13 protein-coding genes are annotated in these 14,978 nt (G+C 64.3%); 3 read left to right on the top strand and 10 right to left on the bottom strand.

Annotated features, from left to right (window positions below):
* Positions 1-64: 64 nt before the first annotated feature.
* Entirely contained in the window at positions 65-1,156 is a 1,092-nt protein-coding gene (locus tag AC0L3U_RS05795) for an enolase C-terminal domain-like protein (protein WP_473361023.1), read from the bottom strand.
* Positions 1,157-1,332: 176 nt separating this feature from the next.
* Here AC0L3U_RS05795 and AC0L3U_RS05790 point away from each other — a divergent pair, with 176 nt between their 5' ends.
* Positions 1,333-2,895 (top strand): adenylate/guanylate cyclase domain-containing protein, encoded by a 1,563-nt coding sequence (locus AC0L3U_RS05790; RefSeq protein WP_473361022.1) that lies wholly within the window; start codon positions 1,333-1,335, stop codon positions 2,893-2,895.
* A gap of 136 nt (positions 2,896-3,031) precedes the next feature.
* Here the strand turns inward: AC0L3U_RS05790 and AC0L3U_RS05785 are convergent, their stop codons facing one another.
* From AC0L3U_RS05785 to AC0L3U_RS05770, 4 genes are all read right to left on the bottom strand, one after another.
* Positions 3,032-4,255 (bottom strand): ABC transporter substrate-binding protein, encoded by a 1,224-nt coding sequence (locus tag AC0L3U_RS05785; RefSeq protein ID WP_473361106.1) that lies wholly within the window; start codon positions 4,253-4,255, stop codon positions 3,032-3,034.
* Positions 4,256-4,413: 158 nt separating this feature from the next.
* Complete coding sequence (locus tag AC0L3U_RS05780; protein ID WP_473361021.1) at positions 4,414-5,343, bottom strand: alpha/beta hydrolase; 930 nt, start codon at positions 5,341-5,343, stop codon at positions 4,414-4,416.
* 133 nt (positions 5,344-5,476) lie between these two features.
* Positions 5,477-5,971 carry a hypothetical protein gene (locus AC0L3U_RS05775; RefSeq protein ID WP_473347195.1) on the bottom strand — a complete coding sequence of 165 codons (495 nt, stop codon included), beginning with the start codon at positions 5,969-5,971 and terminating at the stop codon, positions 5,477-5,479.
* A gap of 231 nt (positions 5,972-6,202) precedes the next feature.
* Complete coding sequence (locus tag AC0L3U_RS05770; protein ID WP_473361020.1) at positions 6,203-6,772, bottom strand: alpha-ketoglutarate-dependent dioxygenase AlkB; 570 nt, start codon at positions 6,770-6,772, stop codon at positions 6,203-6,205.
* A 79-nt stretch (positions 6,773-6,851) separates the two neighbouring features.
* Here AC0L3U_RS05770 and AC0L3U_RS05765 point away from each other — a divergent pair, with 79 nt between their 5' ends.
* A complete protein-coding gene (locus AC0L3U_RS05765) occupies positions 6,852-6,992 on the top strand; it encodes a hypothetical protein (RefSeq protein ID WP_007597071.1) in 141 nt (46 codons plus the stop codon).
* On the opposite strand, the gene AC0L3U_RS05760 is transcribed toward AC0L3U_RS05765, so the two are convergent.
* Genes AC0L3U_RS05760 through AC0L3U_RS05750 form a run of 3 tightly spaced genes read right to left on the bottom strand, consistent with a single transcriptional unit; the run spans position 6,989 to position 10,791 of the window.
* On the bottom strand, positions 6,989-8,575 hold the full coding sequence (locus AC0L3U_RS05760; protein ID WP_473361019.1) for an ATP-binding protein: 1,587 nt from the start codon (positions 8,573-8,575) through the stop codon (positions 6,989-6,991). The two genes, AC0L3U_RS05765 and AC0L3U_RS05760, sit on opposite strands and share 4 nt — an antisense overlap.
* The gene (locus AC0L3U_RS05755) at positions 8,572-9,276 is read right to left on the bottom strand and encodes a response regulator transcription factor (RefSeq protein WP_473361018.1); all 705 of its coding nucleotides are present in this window, start codon (positions 9,274-9,276) and stop codon (positions 8,572-8,574) included. The genes AC0L3U_RS05760 and AC0L3U_RS05755 overlap by 4 nt, the downstream gene beginning before the upstream one ends.
* A 12-nt stretch (positions 9,277-9,288) precedes the next feature.
* The gene (locus AC0L3U_RS05750) at positions 9,289-10,791 is read right to left on the bottom strand and encodes a DUF4153 domain-containing protein (RefSeq protein WP_473361017.1); all 1,503 of its coding nucleotides are present in this window, start codon (positions 10,789-10,791) and stop codon (positions 9,289-9,291) included.
* Positions 10,792-10,978: 187 nt separating this feature from the next.
* Between AC0L3U_RS05750 and AC0L3U_RS05745 the strand changes: the two genes are divergently transcribed.
* Positions 10,979-12,322: a glycoside hydrolase family 3 N-terminal domain-containing protein gene (locus AC0L3U_RS05745; protein ID WP_473361016.1), complete on the top strand. Its 1,344-nt coding sequence runs from the start codon at positions 10,979-10,981 to the stop codon at positions 12,320-12,322.
* Here the strand turns inward: AC0L3U_RS05745 and AC0L3U_RS05740 are convergent.
* On the bottom strand, positions 12,319-13,941 hold the full coding sequence (locus AC0L3U_RS05740) for an ABC transporter substrate-binding protein (protein ID WP_473361015.1): 1,623 nt from the start codon (positions 13,939-13,941) through the stop codon (positions 12,319-12,321). The genes AC0L3U_RS05745 and AC0L3U_RS05740 overlap by 4 nt on opposite strands.
* Before the next feature lie 91 nt (positions 13,942-14,032).
* Positions 14,033-14,914, bottom strand: a complete 882-nt coding sequence (locus AC0L3U_RS05735; protein WP_473361014.1) for a LysR family transcriptional regulator — start codon at positions 14,912-14,914, stop codon at positions 14,033-14,035.
* Positions 14,915-14,978 lie beyond the last annotated feature (64 nt).

The following is a 14,978-nucleotide window of genomic DNA, read 5'->3' as shown; positions in this document are numbered from 1 at the left end:
CATGTTCGCTCGGTGATCGTCAGGTTCCGAAGTCCGCGATGTGATGCGCCGCGACGAACGCGGCCTATCCGACCAGATACTTCTTCACCGCGGCCTCGTCCCACGCAATGCCGTTGCCGGGCTCCTCGCTTGGCAGGGCAAAGCCGTCCTTGATCTGCAAACGGGTCGCCAGCACCGCATCGGCCCAATCGACATACTCCAGCCAGTGCGCGGTGGGCGTCACGCAGAGCAGATGCGCGCTGACTTCCGAGAACAGATGCGTCGACATCTCGATCCCGGCGGCATGCGCCAGTGCGGCGGCGCGCAGCCAGCCGGTGACGCCGCCGATGCGCTGCACGTCGGGCATCAAATAGTCGCAGGCTTCCGCCGACAGCGCGGATTGCATCGCGAACGCGCTGTCGAAATTCTCGCCGATCTGGACCGGGGTGCGCAGTGCATCCGCGATGCGGGCGCAGCCGGAATAATCGTCGTGACGGATCGGCTCCTCGATCCAGGTGAGCCCCTCGTCGTCGAGCATCTCGCCGCGGCGGATGGCCTCGCTGACCGTCAGCGCCTGATTGTAGTCGCACATCAAGGTCACGTCGTCGCCGACGGCCTTGCGCACCGCGCGCACCACCTTCAGGTCTTCCCGCGCATCGGGACGGCCGACGCGGATCTTTGCGGCCTGGAAGCCCTCGGCCAGCAGCTTGTGGGCTTCCTCCACCGCGGCGCCCGCCGGCATGATGCCGAGTCCCTTCGAATTGTAGGCCCTGACAGGTTTCGGCGCACCGCCGAGCAGCCGCGCCAGCGGCAGGCCGCGTGCGCGCGCCAACGCGTCCCATGCCGCCATGTCGATGCCGGATTGCGCCAGCCGCTGCAGGCCGGCCAAACCCAAGAGCGTGAAGCGCTGGGTCAGCTTGCGCTCGATCTCGAACGGCAGCAGCTCGTCGCCCGCGAGCAGCTCTGACATTTCCGCGACCATCGCCGTCAATGGCTTCAAGGCCGAGGGTGTGATCGAGAACAGATAGGCGTGCCCCCGCACGCCCAGGTCGGTCTCGCAGTCGATCAGCACCAGCGGCGCCTTTGCGACCGCCCCGGTCGAGGTTTTGAGCGGGAGGTTCATCGGCACAATGACGGGGCGCGCATTGAAGCGCTTGATGCGGATGGTCTCGGCCATTTGATGGATCTCCCGGTGGAGTGAATGCAGATTAATGCCGATCTTAAACATTCGCCATGAAACGAAAAGCCGCTTGGCGCGACCACCATAAAATGGGGTTGCGCGGGAGCGCGTTTATTGGCTCTGTTCCGTATCCCCCGAGTTCGAGACAAGAACGCTCATCACGGAGCCAAAGAGTGAAGCAAGAGATCTCCGAAGAACAGCGCAAGAGTGGCATCCTGACCGGTGCCGCGGTCGCCTTCCTCCTGCTCGCTTTGCCGCTCGCGGTGTGGCTGGACCTTACCGAACTCAGCAAGACCGCGCTGCGCCGGCAGGCGATCGACCTGAATTCGGTGATCACGAGCGTGCGCAGTTATTACGCGACCAACGTGGTCGGGCGCATCATCGCCAATCCGAACGGCACGACCAGGGTGGTTCACAACTACGAATCCGTCCCCGGCGGGGTCCCGATCCCGGCCACGCTGTCGCTGGAGCTCGGGCGGGTGATCGGAGCGCAGCAGGAAAACATCACCTACCGTTTCGTCTCGGACTTCCCGTTCCAGAATCGCGCCCCGCACCAGCTCGACAAGTTCGAGAAGGATGCGCTCGAATCGCTTCGCAACGATCCCGAGCAGAAGATCGTCGAGACCGAGACCTCGCTGTTCAACGACAAGGTCCGCCTGATCGCTCCGGTGACGATGGGCCCGGCCTGCGTCAGTTGCCACAACAGCCACCCCGAAAGTCCGAAGAAGGATTGGAAGGTGGGTGACGTCAGGGGCATCCAGGAGGTGATCATCGCCCAGCCGATCGCCGCCAACATCTTCTCGTTCAAATTCCTCTTGGCCTATTTCCTGATCGCGGCCGGCAGCGGCTTGTCGTTTCTCTCGCTGCAGCGCCGTCAGGCGAGCCGCATCAAGGGCATGAACAAGGAGCTCGAATCCGCCAACGACTTCCTCGCCTCACTCTCGATGAAGATCTCGCGTTACATTCCGCCGCAGGTCTACCGAAGCATCTTCTCCGGCCAGAAGGACGTCACCATCCACACCGAACGCAAGAAGCTCACCATCTTCTTCTCGGACATCCAGAACTTCACCGCGACGGCGGAGCGGCTCCAGCCGGAGTTGCTGACCCAGCTTCTCAACGAATATTTCACCGAGATGTCGACGGTCGCCCACGAATTTGGCGGCACCATCGACAAGTTCATCGGCGATGCCATGCTGATCTTCTTCGGCGACCCCGAGACCAAGGGCGACCGCGCTGACGCCCAGGCCTGCCTCCGGATGGCCTGGCGCATGCAGCACCGTCTCACCGAGCTCAATGCGAAATGGCGCGCCTCCGGCATCGAGCTGCCGTTCAAGGCGCGCATGGGCATCAATTCCGGCTATTGCAATGTCGGTAATTTCGGCAGCAGCGACCGCATGGACTACACCATCATCGGTGCGGAGGCGAACCTCGCCGCTCGCCTGCAATCGATCGCCGAGCCCGGCGGCATCGTGCTGAGCTATGAAACCTTCGCGCTGGTCAGCGACATCGTCCGCGCCCACGCGCTGCCCGCGATCACGATGAAGGGCATCAGCCGCGAAGTGATTCCGTACTCCGTGGATGCGCTGAACGACGCTTCAGTGGAGACAAGCGGCATCATCACCGAGCGCGCACCGGGGCTGGAGCTCTATCTCGATCCGGCCGTGGTGAAATCCGGCGACGCAGCGCGGGTGCGCTCGCTGCTGGAGAACGCGCTGGCCTCACTGAAGCCGGCGTGAGGGGAGCGGACAGACTTGCGGAGCTGCTTGTGTGATCGAGAGAGTCCCCGTGTGGCCCCCTCTCCCTAACCCTCCCGCACGAGGGGGGAGGGCGGGGGAGAGGGGTAAGCCCAGCAAAAGGTGGGCGTCAGTCACCTCACCGCGCCGCGCCTTCCGTGAAGGCGGTCTCGATCACGTCGCCGAAGGGTTGCCAGGAACGCCCGTCGAACTGGACCAGCCGCATCTGCCTGATCGGCAGGTAGCTGCTTGGCGAGGTGTTCATCCTGATGTTCGGCAGGGCGACTGAGGGCTGATAATTCCTTAGCGAAGCAGCCTGACGCATGATGTTCTCGCGCGATAAATCGTCGCCGCATTGCTTCAGCACTTGCGTCAGCGCCTCTGCCGCGGCGTAGCCAAAGAGTGCAGCGCTGCTGTTGGTGCTTTCGTCGTGATGGTACTTGTCCATGAAAGTGAACCAGTCCTTCATGGCAGGATCGTCCTTCCATGCGGGATCGCTCGGGTCCTTCAGAAAGGCCGCCGAGATCACGCCGGAGGAATTCTCCAGGCCTGCGGGCGCCATCGCGTTGGCGATCGAGGCGGAGGCGTCGTTGACGATGAAGACCGGGCGCCATTTCATTGATGCGGCCAGCTTGATCACCTTGGACGCCGTCGACGGCACGCCGAGAAAGACGAAGATATCGGCGCCTGCGCGCTTGAGGATCGAGACGTGTCCGTCAAGATGCTCATCGGCAATGTCGAAGGCGATGTCGACGAGGACGAGACGGTTCAGATCGCCAAGACCTTCCTCCATGCCCTTGAGAAGCGCACGCCCGAACTGGTCGTTCTGCCAGAGCACCACGATCTTCTTCCTGGGATAATAGGCCTGGAGATAGTTGGCGTAGATGCGCCCCTCCGACCGGAACGATGGCTGCCAGCCCATGGTCCAGGGAAACGCCTTGGCCTGGCTCAGCTCCTCGTCGCCGGAGGCGACGAACAATTGTGGGATCTTCTTCGCGTTCAGATACCAGCGCGTGGCGAGATTACCGGGCGTGCCGAATGATCCGAACATCAAATGCACGTCGTCCGTCTCGACCAGATTGCGCGTCAGCTCCAGCGCGGTCGTCGGATCGGAATTGTCGTCGCGGGTGATGAAGCGGATCTTGCGGCCATTGATGCCGCCGCGCGCGTTGACCATGTCGAAATAGGCCGCTTCCGCCTGGCCAATAGCGCCGAACTCCGAGAGCGGTCCCGAATACGGCATAACATTGCCGATGCGGATTTCGTTGTCGGCGGTCGGTTGATCGGCGCGTTGCTCGGACATCGCGCCGAGCGACGCGAACGCGATCATCGAGGCGAATAGCATCCTGCCGGTGACGCGCATGCTCAACACCTTGTCGTTGGCCCCCAACGAGGTCGGCTCAGTCCGCAGCAAGGCGAGTTGATCTACGTCAAGCGTTTGTCATTCGTGTGTCTTGGCAGCTCGTTTCGAAGTTGCTCGTCGCGCCGGGCCAAATGGCAGCCGTACTGACGGAGGGGCGGCTACGGCAGCCCGCGCGCCTCGAGCTGATGCACCAGCAGCAGCGTCGGCTCGGCGAGGCTGTCGCCGGAGCCGTCCAGGCCGAAGGCGCTTGCGATGCCGTCGCGGCTGCGCAGCAGCGCGCTGCGCGGACAATGGCCGGCGCCGCAGAGCGTCTTCTTCAGGATTTCGCCCTGAGCCGTGATGCCGGCGGAATCATCCGCAGCCCAGGCCAGCACGATCGGGACGTCGACATTGAGGATGCCAGGGAAGACCGAGCGCTTGTTGTACTGGCTGGCGTCGCTGCCGAGATAGGCCTTCTCGCTGTCGCTCGCGTCCTTGCCGGCGCGGTAGACCCCGGACACCAGCACGACCGCCGCGACATCGGCGCGGTCGGTCTGGAGTTCGGGATGGGCCAGCAGGGTGGCGACATGGAAGGCGCCGGCGCCGTAGCCGACCGCGACGATCTCGCGGGCATCGCCGTTGAACAGGTCGATATTGCCGTGGACCCAGGACAGCGCCGCCGCCACGTCGGTCGCACCCGCCGGCCACGTCGCCGAGGGCGCCAGCCGGTAGTTGACGCGCACGCCGATCATGTCGTTGCGCGCGGCAAAGCACATGGCCTGGTCCTGGATCTGGCGCGCCAACTCCGGCGCGGCGCGGTCGCCGGTGAAGGTGTCGCCGGTCACGAACAGCAGCACCGGCCGCGGCGTATCCGCCTTGGTCGTGGCGGTGGCGACATCAAGCACATTGGCTTCGCTCTCGCCGTAGCGCAGGCCGCGCGAGAAGGTGACCTGCTCGCACAGCCGCGCCGTGCCGCCCGCGGTGGTGTCGTTGTCGGTGAGGCCGACCCGGACGAGATCGGACGGCGCGGCCGACCGCATCGGCAGGGGACCGTGTGCCGAGGCTGCCGTGATGCCCAGGATCAGAAAAAATGCGAGAAAATTCTTCATGTCGGTGTCGGCCCTGCGTGCCCGATATGGGCTCGCGCGTTTGGCCCGTCTTTTCAATTCGCCTTATTAGTTAGTTGGCCTTGAGGCGATTTCACGGCACCGACGGTTCTCTCGGCGCGTCTCCGCGCGTGGTTCAATTCCCCGGCTGGAAGGTGCACTCCGCTCCACTGCCGTCCTTCCGGCGGATGGCGTTGGGGTCGATCGTGCAGCTCAGCTTGGTCAGGCTCTCGAAATTCGATCCCGCGGCGCCGTCGGGCGGAATGCCGGCCAGGGCTTCGGTGGCGAAGATCTCGCCGGCCGTGGAGCCGTTCACCGTCCTGGTCTTCTTGCCGAAGGTGACCTCGCAGTTCCGCACGGTGATGTCGACATTGCCGGCGCGACAGACGATTCGATCGGCGGTGACCACGATCGGTTTCTTGTAGGGAATGTCGCTGTTAGCGGCGAACAGCATCGCCATCGCCTTCTTCTCGGCGCCGGACAGGACCGACGACAGCGGCGCGATCACCCCCGCGAGCGCCAGCGCCGTCGAGCCCGAGACTTTTGCGGGCGTCGCGTCGGAGGCAGCGGCGACGCCGGAGGCGGTTGCGACGATGAGGGTGGAGGCGAGGATCAATCGACCGGGCTTCATCTTGCCTCCCTGGACCTGCCATCGCGACTTCCCTTCCGCGCGGCGCGTGGAACCAGTTTAGCATGTAAACGCGAATTGGAAGGCAAGTTCGCCGGGCCTTGCGCCTTTGCGCGCTGCGGCTGTTTTGCCCCGAGGTGTCAAACGGTTACGCCGCGGGGCCAAGCCTCACGCCGACACGGCCGTTCTACTGTGCATGGGGTTGTTTTCGCGTTTTTTTGTTTGGCCGGCCGGTCAGGCCTGCTTCATCGTCCGGAAGGTGATGGAATAGCGGCGCGCCTCGACCGGCGGGATGCTGTGCTCCCATTGCGACCGCGCCTCGCCGTCTATCATGTAAAGCGAGCGCGGCCGGGCTTCGAGCGTATGGCGCTCCCATTTGTCGCCGCTACGGCGGCGGAAGCGGAATTTGCAGGACGAGCCCAGCGACAGGCCGAGGATTTTGTCGAAGTGCGGCTTGTCGCGGTGCCAGCCGATGCCGACGCCGGCCTCGTATTCGGTGCAGAGCACCTGCCGCACGCTGCCGCCGGCGAGACCCGCCCATGCCTCGACCTGCCGCGCGACGGGGAGGACCCAGTCGGGGATCGGCTCGGCCTCGGCCAGCCGCTGCAATGTGTAGTCATAGCGATAGCCGAAGGACGCCACCCGACGGTTGCCCTCGAAGGCGCCGAATTGGAAGCGCTGGAGCGGCAATGCTGCGATGCGGCTGATGAGCGCCTGCTCGGCGGCGGCCTGGACGAAGTCATCGGCGTAGCGAAGGCCGGCAGGCCCTGCGTGCGGATCGGCGAACAAACCAAGCTGCGTCATTCCTCGCATTTCCGTGATGGAACCTAATGGTGGCTGATGCGACTTACATATGACGCGGAAAGTAACGTGCGAGGCTGTCATGGCAGAGAAGCATACCGCCGATCCGGCAGAGATCATGCGGGCGACCGGTCATCCTGAGCTGGAATACGCCGCCGGCTGGACCATCGCCGGTCTGGTCACCATCGGCACCATCGTCGCCGCGTGGGTGTTCGCGATCTAGCCCATTGGAAACTGGAGCTCGAACGCCGCGCCCTGATCGGTCGGCTTGAGCCTGATCGAGCCGCCATGGCTCGCCATCACCGCGCGCGCGATCGCGAGCCCCATCCCGGTGCCGCCCTGGTCGCGGCGGGTGGTGAAGAACGCGTCGAAGATCCTGTCGCGGTTCGGCACCGAGATCGGCTCCCCGTCATTGCTCACAGTCAGAAGCAGAGTCGTGCGCTCGTCGACCGCCTCCAGCTTGATGGCCCCAGCCTTGTGCCGCATCGCATTGTCCGCGAGATGCGACAGCACGATCAGCACCTTCTCAGCCGACATGCCGATCATCCGGTCGAGGCTGCCGCTGGCCTCGATTGAGCTCGTCGGAAAGCGGCTCCTGAGGTCGGCAACCACGGGCGCCAATTCCGTGCGCTCGTTTTGCGGCAGGCTTTCGGCACGCGCGAGTTCGCGCAGCCGCTGCGCCATCGCTTCCAGCCGCTTTGTGTCGGACAGGATGTTGGCGATGAACGTCTCCTGCTCGGCCGGCGTCAGGCTGCCCGCTTTGCCCTGAACCGAATCCTGCAACAGCTCGGCGGCGCCCTTGATCGAGGTCAGCGGCGATTTCAGTTCGTGGGTGAGGTGGGCCGAGAAGGTTGCGATATAGTCCGAGCGCCGCGCCAGCTGTTCGGCCATGCCGAGGAAGCTGTGCGAGAGCTGCGCGAACTCGCGCGTACCGTAGTGTCGGAGCGGCCTGAACGCCTCACGGTCGCCGCGGCCTATTCTGGTAGCGCGATCGATCAGCTCGCGCATCGGCAGCGTGATGGTGCGCGAGAATACGAGGCCGATCGCGATCGTGCCGAGAACCACGGCAAGCGCCGCCAGCACGAACTTGGCCCGCTCCTGATACAGATGATCGAAGATGTTGCTCGGCGTCCGCGTCGTGTAGATCACCCCCGCGACGCGGTTGTTGACGATGACAGGCATTGCCGAAAACACGTGGACGCCGAGGCCGCGGCTGAAGGAGTAGATCGACGGCGGCGGCTTGTCGGGCACGCGGTTGCGCAAGGTGGCGCGGTATTGCCCGTGCAGCGCGTCCGCGACCTCCTCGATATGGGCGAGCGACTGCCCGACCTCCTGCCGCCCGGCGATCACCACGCCTTGGGGATCGAGGATGCGAAAGCCTGCCAGCGTCACCTTCTGGGTCTCGCGGATGATCGGCGTCAGTCTAGCGCCGATCTCGACATAGACGGGCTGCGGCGGCTGTGGAGCGGCTTGCGCCTCGGGCCGCCGCCGCAGCAGGTCGTTGGCGGTGAGGTCAAGCGCGGGACGGATCGGGGTGACCTGGTCGCCCGGATCAGGCAGCACGTTCGGTGGCACCTCGGCGCCGAGCGTCAGGCCGCTGTCGAGGCGCGCCGTGACCTCCTGCGCGTAGATCGTCGCGAGCACGCGGCTCTGCGCGATCAGCTCGGCCTGGGTCTGGCGGATCAGCTGGTTGTCGTAGAGACGGAAGAAGAACAGGCCGACCAGCGGCAGCACGCCGACGGTCGCCAGCACCGTGAAGATCACGAGGGTAAGCGACGGCCGCCATTTGTCTGGCGCCGCGCTCATGCGTCCTTCTCGCAGCGGCCTAGCTTGAAGCCGACGCCGTGGATGGTCTCGATGACATTGTCGCAGGCCAGCGCCGCGAGCTTGGCGCGGATGTTGCGAATGTGGCTGTCGATGGTGCGGTCGGAGACCTGGATGTTGAGCTGATAGGCCGCCCGCATCAGCTGTTCGCGATTGAACACCGAGGTCGGCCGGGTCAGGAACGCGCGCAAGATGCCGAACTCGATCGCGGTCAGCTTCAGCGGCGTGCCGGCGAACGACGCGACATGCTGCTCGGGATCGACCAGGAGGCCGCCTTGTGTGAGTGTCGACGGACCCGCCTTGGCCTCGCCATTGCGCGGGCCGAGACGGCGCAGGATGACGTTGACCCGCGCCACCAGCTCGCGCGGGCTGAACGGTTTCGTCACGTAGTCGTCGCCGCCGATCTCGAGGCCAAGGATGCGGTCGATCTCCTCGTCCCGGGCCGACAGGAACAGGATCGGCACGTCGGAGCCTTTGCGCACCTCGCGGCAGACGTCGAGGCCGTCGAACTCGGGCATGCCGATGTCGAGCACGATCAGATCGGGCCTGTCGGCGGCAAAGCGGCTCAGCGCCTCCTTGCCGTCGCGCGCCTCGATCACGTCCATGCCGGCTTTCTTCAAGGCAACGCGGATGACCTCGCGGATATGGCCTTCGTCGTCGACGATGAGAATGCGATGCGCCAAGAATCTCTCCGCTCAGCCTGCCGGCTGATTGCCGGGCTGGCTTTTGGCCCCAGCATCGAGCCGGCGCTGCAGCCGCCAGCTCCGAAAGCTCCAGGCCCGCCAGACCATGTTCAGCCGCTGAGCTTCTACAAGCCGATCGCGGCGCCGCGCAAGGCAGTCGTCGCCCTTGCGATGGGCTATTACCTTGTCGAGCGCGGGCAGCGCCTGCGGTCCGAGCGTGAGGAGATAGTCGGTATCGATCATCATGCCCTTGCCCGACACTTCACTGCTGTGCGCCAGATTGTAGTCGGAAATGAACGCGTCGAAGTTCACCAGCGAGACAGTATAGAGCACGATCGTTAACGCGATCAGATTAGCGCCGACAAGCCACCGGTTGGTGTGGTCGAGCGCGATGCGGGCCACGATCAGGATCAGCCCGAGTGCCACCAGCCCCATCCAGATGAAGGCCGCGATGCGCCAGTAGGTCAGCATGTAGATGTCGACGTAAAGTTCGAGGCGAAGGATGGAGGAGGCGACGAGCAGGACGTTCTGTCCCACCCAGAGATACACCAGCGGCCGGATGATCTTCGATTTCTCCGCCGGACCGCCCGGGCGCATCGCCACCAGCACGAAGGCGGCGGCGAGTAGTGCGGTCGCGATCAGCGGATAGGCGCCGCGATGGGCATAGGCCGCATAGGTCAAATTGGTCGGCAGCGCGACATGGCCCCAGAGATAGATGCCATCGAGAATGGACTGTGCCGCGAACAGCAGGTTGAACAGAATCAGCGAGCGCAGGATGGTGGAGGAGCCTAGGAACTCAGCTGAGACTTGCGACTGCAGCGGCGGCGGCACGGGGATATCGGCGATGGTCGTGGTGACAATCTTTCTGCGCCGCCAGCGCACATGGATGAACGGCCAGACCAGCGACAGCATCATGGTCCAGAACAGCACGCGCGGGATGCTGACATAGTCGAGGATGAGCTTTGGATTGAGCAGGAACACCCACTGCTCGATCAGCGGATTGGCTGCGGCGAACAGTGCGATGAAGACGGTGCTCAGCACAGCAGGCATCAACCAGAGTGCGATGCCCCGGGTGAACCCCGACATGTTGAAGATCTGCAGCGCGTCGAGGAAGAACCTGAAGGGCCCGAGCAGGAAGAGGTTGCGCAGCGCGCGGGCACGTTCAGTCAGCCCGGTCGTTTCCGGATTGGTCGCGAGCAGAAGCGCAATCGCCAGCGACGCAAGGAGGATCAGGAAGGACAGCGTGTTGACCTCCTCGACGGCCGGGACGAGGCCGGCGACGAGAATGCTCCCGCCGATCATGGCGCGCCGCAGATCCAGGGCCGCATGATTGAACAGCATCGACACGCAAGCCATCGCGATCACAAACAGCGTCAGCGACAGCCCGATCCGCGGACCATAGAACAGCCAGTCGGCGAGCGCGGCGAGAATCAGCGCGAGGCCGACCTTGGCCGGAATCGAGGAATGCCTGATCGGCTGGATTTCCGCCGCGATCGTCGTAGCCAGGCTCGTCATGTCCAGAAGACCTTTCGTGATGGGTGGCATCACGAAGTCTGAACGTCGTTTGTGCAGAAGGCGGGATCGTCGTCTGCACGGTTTCAGGAGTCTTTTGCAGATTTCGTGCAGGCGCGGTTTTGGTCCTCGCGTGGCGCAAATCGCTTTGATAGGTGCGATGTGTTCATCACATTGGGCGTGACGCATCATGCAATCCCTCAACCGCATCGGCCTCATTCTGCTCTGGCTTGCCGCGCCTCTCGTCGCGTTCGCGGCCGCGAATAAGAACGACCCCTATCTGCTCGTGCTGCGCGGCGTTGGAAACATCGCACTTGTCGTCACAAGCATCGTGATCGTCATCGTGCTGCTGCGCCGCGGGCGCTGGCATAGCATCGCCGGCAAGCTGCTCGTCATGCTCTGGTGCGTTCCGCCGCTCCTGATGTCGGCGGCGCACCAGAAATTCGAACTGCGCAAGCACGATGTTCTTGCCGCCAGTGCGGCCGAGGCACGTCAGCTCGGGTCTCACTTCATGGTCGGCTATACCTCCTTCCCGGAGGTCGCGCGCCTCGCCGAGCAAGGCTTGATCGGCGGCATCTACGTCACCCGGCACAACATCCGTGGCCGGCCCGTCGAGACGTTGCGCACCGAGATCGCGACGCTCCAGGACAAGCGGCGAGCCGCCGGCCTGCCGCAGCTGGTCATCGCCGCGGATCAGGAGGGTGGCATCGTCGGACATCTTGCGCCGCCGTTGACGAAGCTGCCGGCACTGGCGACGCTTGCCGGGCTTGCCCCCGATGACCAGCAGGCCAAAGCGGCAGAGTTCGGCCGTATCCACGGACGTGAACTCGCCGGGCTCGGTGTCAACCTCAATCTCGCGCCGGTGCTCGATCTCAAGCCGCCGGGCCGGCGCAATCGCCTCGACTTCCACACCCTGATCGGTCAGCGCGCGATTGCGACCGATCCCGCCGTCGTCGGCGCGATCGCGAGCGCCTATGTGCGCGGGCTGGAAGAATCCGGCGTCGGCGCCACGCTCAAGCATTTTCCCGGTATCGGGCGCGTGCGCACCGACACGCATCATTTCAGCGCCAATCTGGATGCGCCGGTGAAGGAGTTGGAGGCAACCGACTGGCTCCCGTTCCGCGAGGTGCTGTCGCATTCGCGCAGCGCGCTCATGGTTGGCCATGTCACGCTCACGGCCGTCGATCCCGATCGCGCCGCCTCGCATTCAAAGCGCGTCGTCGAGGGGATCATTCGCGACAAATGGGGCTACCAGGGCGTCGTCATGACCGACGATCTCGTGATGGGCGCCATCTACCAGCACGACGTCTGCCGGGCCGTGGTCGAGGCCATCAACGCGGGCGTGGATCTGCTGCTGGTCGCCTATGACGGCGCGCAATTCTACCGGATTTTCGCTTGCGCCCTGGATGGATCGCGGCACGGCAAGCTCGACACAGCGATGCTGCGCGCGAGCGAGGCGCGGCTGGAGCGGAGCTTTCCGACCGCGCAGGCGCGCGCCGCCTCACGCACTGTGACCGTCGCCCGCCAAAATTAGCCCTTCGCGAACTGCCGGTAGTCGGGCTCGCGATGAAACCAGAACTCGTAACCGGTGATGGCCTTCTGCATGGCGACATCGTGGATCGGCTGGTTGAGCGGGATGACGGGAACATCGCGCATGCAGAGCGCGATGAAATCCTTAGCGGCCTTGTCGTACTCGGCGGCATCCGTGGTGAACCGTGCCTTGTCGATCAGCGCGTCCATTTCCTTGTTCTGGTAGGAGGAGATGTTGAAGATCGAGTTGTTGCCGTGGAAATTCCAGTAGAAGTAATATTCGGGATAATCGAGCCAGCCGCTGAAACGATTGAGCGCGAGCGGCAGCTCCTTCTTGTTCAGCGTGGTGCGCCAGTTCGCGCCGGGGATCTTCTCGATCGCCGCCTTGATTCCGATCTTGGCGAGGCTCTCCTGGATCAGGATCGCAGTCGGCTCGCCGACCGTGGCGGTGCCGGTATCGAGTGACAGCGTCGTCTCTAGCCCTGACTCGAAGCCCGCCTCCTTCATCAACGCCTTGGCCTTGTCGAGATCGGTGACGTAGGGAAACGGTTGCGGCCACACTGGCTTTGAGACGTCCGCCGCTCCGCCATACATGGGCACGGCGCGTCCGAAGAACGCGCTGTTCTGGATTTGCTCATAAGGCATCGCCCAGGCGACGGCTTGGCGCAGCTTCACATTGTCGAACGGCGGCTTTGCCGCGTTGAGCGCGACCGACCAGAGCGCATTCGGGATCGGCACGCCCGAGACCTTGACCTTGCCCTCCCGAATGATCTGCTCGAAGTCACGCGGCGCAAAGCCGCTGGAAATATCCGCATCGCCTCGTTCCAGCATGGCGCGACGAGTGCCGGCGGAGGGGACGTCGCGCGCGATCACGCGCTTGAGCTTCGGGAGAGGTCCGCTCTTCCAATCGTCAAAGCGCGCCAGCACGGTCTCGCTGCCCGGCTTCCAGCTCTCGATCCTGTAAGCGCCGCCGCCGGCCTCATTGTTCCTGAGCCACGCCAGCGCCCAGGGGTCTTCCGCCGTCGCGTTCTTTTTCGCGAGCTCCGAGTTGATGATGAAGGGCACGACGACCGCGACGTTGAACAGCAGCATCTTGTCCTTGCGCACATAGTCGATGCGGAAGGTGTGGTCATCGACCACGACGAACTGCTCGGGCTTTTCCAGCGATCCCGCCGACATCTGGAAGGTCGGAAAGCCGCCGACCTTCACCGCGCGGTCGAACGACCATTTGACGTCTTTCGCCGTGACCGGCATACCGTCGTGGAATTTCGCGTCCTTCCGCAATTTGAAGGTGCAGGACATGCCGTCGGCGGCAACCTCCCAGCTCTCGGCGAGTTCAGGCGCAAGCTTCTCGCGGTCATAAGACAGCGTGCCGTCGGGGAGCGTCTTGGAGGCGTAGCTCAGCAGGCGATCGTAGCAATTCCAGGACAGCCCGTTCACGGTCTGGTTAGAGCCGACGCCCTGCATGTCGAGCGAATTCGGGCCCAGCTCCTGCACCACCAGCAGCGTCTCGGCCCGACCCTGCGCCCGGGCAAAGCGCGGAGGGAGGGCGGTCATTCCGGCGAGGCCTAGGCCGCCGAGCATCACGTTACGGCGGTTCATATCGAAAGATGATGCGCTCATCGCGGCCTCACTCCTCGGTGATTTGCACCGTAAAGAGGCAAGGCGCATGCCATCGGCGCGCTTCAAGGTGTCGCAAGCGGTACCCGGCGGCCTATCTCAGCACCTCGGCCAGGAAGTCGACCAGCGCGCGGACCTTGGTCGAGGGCCGCGGACCGGCCGGAAACACGGCGTACAGCTCGACCGGTGCGAGCTTGTAGCTCTTCAGCAGCGGCACCAGTGCACCGGATGCGATCTCGGGGCCGGCCATCACCGGCGACATCATCGCGATGCCGAGCCCGGCCAGCACGCTCGCAAACATTCCGGCGCCTGAGTCGGTGCTGATGCGGCCGCGCACATCGACCGACGTCTCCGCGCCATTGCGGTTGAACGACCAGGTGGTGCGGCCGAACAGGCCGGGACCGAAGATGCAGTCATGCGAGGCGAGATCGGTGGGCGTCTTAGGAGTGCCGCGTTCGGCAAGATAGGACGGCGCGGCGACGAGGAAACGCGGCAGCGTCGCAAGCTTGCGTGCACCAAAACCGGAGTCGTTGAGCGGGCCGAGGCGGATGGCGACGTCGGTGCCTTCCACGACGAGGTCTTGCCTCTCATCGGCGACCGACAGCTCGACGCGCAGCAAGGGGTGGGCACGAAGGAATTTCGGGAGGCGCGGGATGATGTTCCTTGTGCCGTACACGACTGGCATCGTGACCCGCAATGTCCCGCGCAGGGAGTCCACGCCGCGCGCGGCATCCTCGGCGTCCTCGATATCGGCCAACACTTCACGGGCGCGCGTGAGGAACAGCGCACCGGCGTCCGTCACCGTGATGCGGCGCGTGGTCCGCAACAACAGCTTGACGCCGAGCCGCGCCTCCAGCTCGCCGATGATGCGCGACACCGAGGGCTGCGACAGACCGAGTTCGCGGGCTGCTTTCGAAAAGCTGCCGCTCTCCGCCGCCCGGACGAAGACAGTCAGCTCCTGCAACCTGTCACTCATTTGTTTTTCAAATAAATGTTGTCCATATCGGCCATATACCCCTTAATTTTCAAATGAGCCAGAT

The organism is Bradyrhizobium sp. Kon69, from assembly GCF_055807515.1.
This window is presented reverse-complemented; position numbering and strand designations above follow the sequence as displayed.

Excerpts from the sequence above, each read along its gene's own strand:
- AC0L3U_RS05775 (WP_473347195.1), bottom strand. The coding sequence starts at position 5,971 with ATGAAGCCCGGTCGATTGATCCTCGCCTCCACCCTCATCGTCGCAACC.
- AC0L3U_RS05785 (WP_473361106.1), bottom strand. The coding sequence starts at position 4,255 with ATGCGCGTCACCGGCAGGATGCTATTCGCCTCGATGATCGCGTTCGCG.
- AC0L3U_RS05735 (WP_473361014.1), bottom strand. The coding sequence starts at position 14,914 with ATGAGTGACAGGTTGCAGGAGCTGACTGTCTTCGTCCGGGCGGCGGAG.
- AC0L3U_RS05760 (WP_473361019.1), bottom strand. The coding sequence starts at position 8,575 with ATGAGCGCGGCGCCAGACAAATGGCGGCCGTCGCTTACCCTCGTGATC.
- AC0L3U_RS05765 (WP_007597071.1), top strand. The coding sequence starts at position 6,852 with ATGGCAGAGAAGCATACCGCCGATCCGGCAGAGATCATGCGGGCGACC.
- AC0L3U_RS05750 (WP_473361017.1), bottom strand. The coding sequence starts at position 10,791 with ATGACGAGCCTGGCTACGACGATCGCGGCGGAAATCCAGCCGATCAGG.
- AC0L3U_RS05745 (WP_473361016.1), top strand. The coding sequence starts at position 10,979 with ATGCAATCCCTCAACCGCATCGGCCTCATTCTGCTCTGGCTTGCCGCG.
- AC0L3U_RS05780 (WP_473361021.1), bottom strand. The coding sequence starts at position 5,343 with ATGAAGAATTTTCTCGCATTTTTTCTGATCCTGGGCATCACGGCAGCC.
- AC0L3U_RS05795 (WP_473361023.1), bottom strand. The coding sequence starts at position 1,156 with ATGGCCGAGACCATCCGCATCAAGCGCTTCAATGCGCGCCCCGTCATT.
- AC0L3U_RS05770 (WP_473361020.1), bottom strand. The coding sequence starts at position 6,772 with ATGACGCAGCTTGGTTTGTTCGCCGATCCGCACGCAGGGCCTGCCGGC.
- AC0L3U_RS05740 (WP_473361015.1), bottom strand. The coding sequence starts at position 13,941 with ATGAGCGCATCATCTTTCGATATGAACCGCCGTAACGTGATGCTCGGC.